This is a genomic window from Sphingobium phenoxybenzoativorans, from assembly GCF_001757355.1.
Classification (GTDB): domain Bacteria; phylum Pseudomonadota; class Alphaproteobacteria; order Sphingomonadales; family Sphingomonadaceae; genus Sphingobium; species Sphingobium phenoxybenzoativorans.
In genome coordinates this window covers 1-1,840 of sequence record NZ_MINO01000172.1, presented here as the reverse complement: position 1 = coordinate 1,840, position 1,840 = coordinate 1, and the positions used below count along the sequence as shown (strand labels likewise).

Below are 1,840 nucleotides of genomic sequence, written 5' to 3'. Positions count from 1 at the left end.
GGATATCCTTGAGGGCGGCGTCGGCTTCGACATTGCCGACTATTCGGCGTCGGCCAGCGCGGTGCAGGTCTCGCTGGATGGGACGGCGGGCAGCGGCGGCGACGCGCAGGGCGACAGCCTCTACGATATTGAGGGCCTGACAGGTTCCGCCTTCGACGACATCCTGGCCGGTAATGACGCCAATAACCGCCTGACGGGCGGCGCGGGCGATGACACGCTGCGTGGTGGACTGGGCGGCGACGAACTGATCGGCGGCGCGGGTTTCGATACGGCGGACTATTCCCAGTCCGCGTCGAACATCATCATTTCCAACGACGGGTCGATCGGCCTGGGCGGCGATGCGCAGGGCGACCGGCTGAGCGGGATCGAACGGATCATCGGTTCGACCTTTGACGACCAGATCACTGGCGGGGCCAATGCGGATACGCTGGTCGGCGGCCTTGGCAACGACACGCTGCAGGGCGCGGGCGGCGCGGATATCCTGGACGGCGGCGCAGGCACCGATATTGCGGACTATAGCCATTCCAACGCGGCCATCGTCGCGGGTCTGGACGGTCGCGCGAATACCGGCGGCGATGCGGCGGGCGACACCTATGCCAATATTGAGGGGATTTCTGGGTCGGCCTTCGCCGACACGCTCTATGGTTCCGGCAATGACGACATTTTGCGCGGTCAGGGCGGCAATGACCGGCTGATCGGCTTTGCGGGCGCGGACATATTGGAGGGCGGCGCGGGTTTCGACACGGCCGACTATAGCGCGTCCGATGCGGGCGTTTCGGTCAATCTCAACACTGGCAACGCATCCGGCGGCCATGCCGACGGCGATACACTGTCGAGCATTGAGGGACTGATCGGTTCCGACTTCGACGATTTCCTGACTGGCGGAGAGAGCGCCGACACGCTGCAGGGCGGCCTGGGCAACGACACGCTGGCCGGGCGCGCGGGTGCGGATATTCTCGACGGCGGCGCGGGTTACGACACCGCCGATTATTCGGCGAGCACCAGCGGCATCACCCTGACGCTCGACGGCAGCGTCGGCCAGGGCGGCGACGCGGCGGGCGACCATGTTTCCAATATCGAGCATATCATCGGTTCCGAATATGCAGACAGCATCACCGGCGTTGGCGCTGACGAAGTGCTGGAAGGCGGCGGCGGCGATGACATACTGACCGGCAATGGCGGGCAGGATACGCTGATCGGCGGCAGCGGCGCAGACCGCCTGTTGGGCGGGGCTGGCATCGACCTGCTGCAGGGCGGCGAAGGCGACGACATACTGATCGGCGGCGCTGACGCCGACGTGCTTCAGGGCGGAACGGGTTTCGACACTGCCGATTATTCCGCCTCGGCGGCTGCAGTAACCATCGGCCTTGACGGGTCGGCGGGCGTTGGTGGCGATGCGCAGGGCGACACGCTGGCCGATGTGGAAGCCATCACCGGTTCCGCGTTCGGCGATACGCTGACCGGCGGCAACGCTGCCGACACGCTGACCGGCGGGGCGGGTGACGATACCCTGCGGGGCGGCGCGAATGCCGACACCTTGCTGGGCGGCAGCGGCGACGATTTTATCGAGGGCGGCGCGGGCGGCGACCTGATCGACGGCGGCACTGGGCGCGATACTGCCGATTATTCGGCTTCGGGTTCCGGCGTAACGGTGTCGCTCGATGGTTCGGCGGGCCTGGGTGGCCATGCGACCGGCGACACCCTGCTCAATATAGAGCGGGTTATCGGCACGGGATCGGCCGACGTCCTGATCGGTGCGGCCGCGGACGAGGATCTGCTGGGCGGTGGCGGCGATGACCGGCTGGAAGGCCGGGGCGGCGCTGACCTGTTGGACGGCGGC

General features: G+C 67.1%; 1 pseudogene. It reads left to right on the top strand.

From position 1 onward, the window contains the following. A pseudogene (locus BHQ40_RS24635) lies at positions 1 to 1,840 on the top strand (hypothetical protein); the annotation flags it as partial.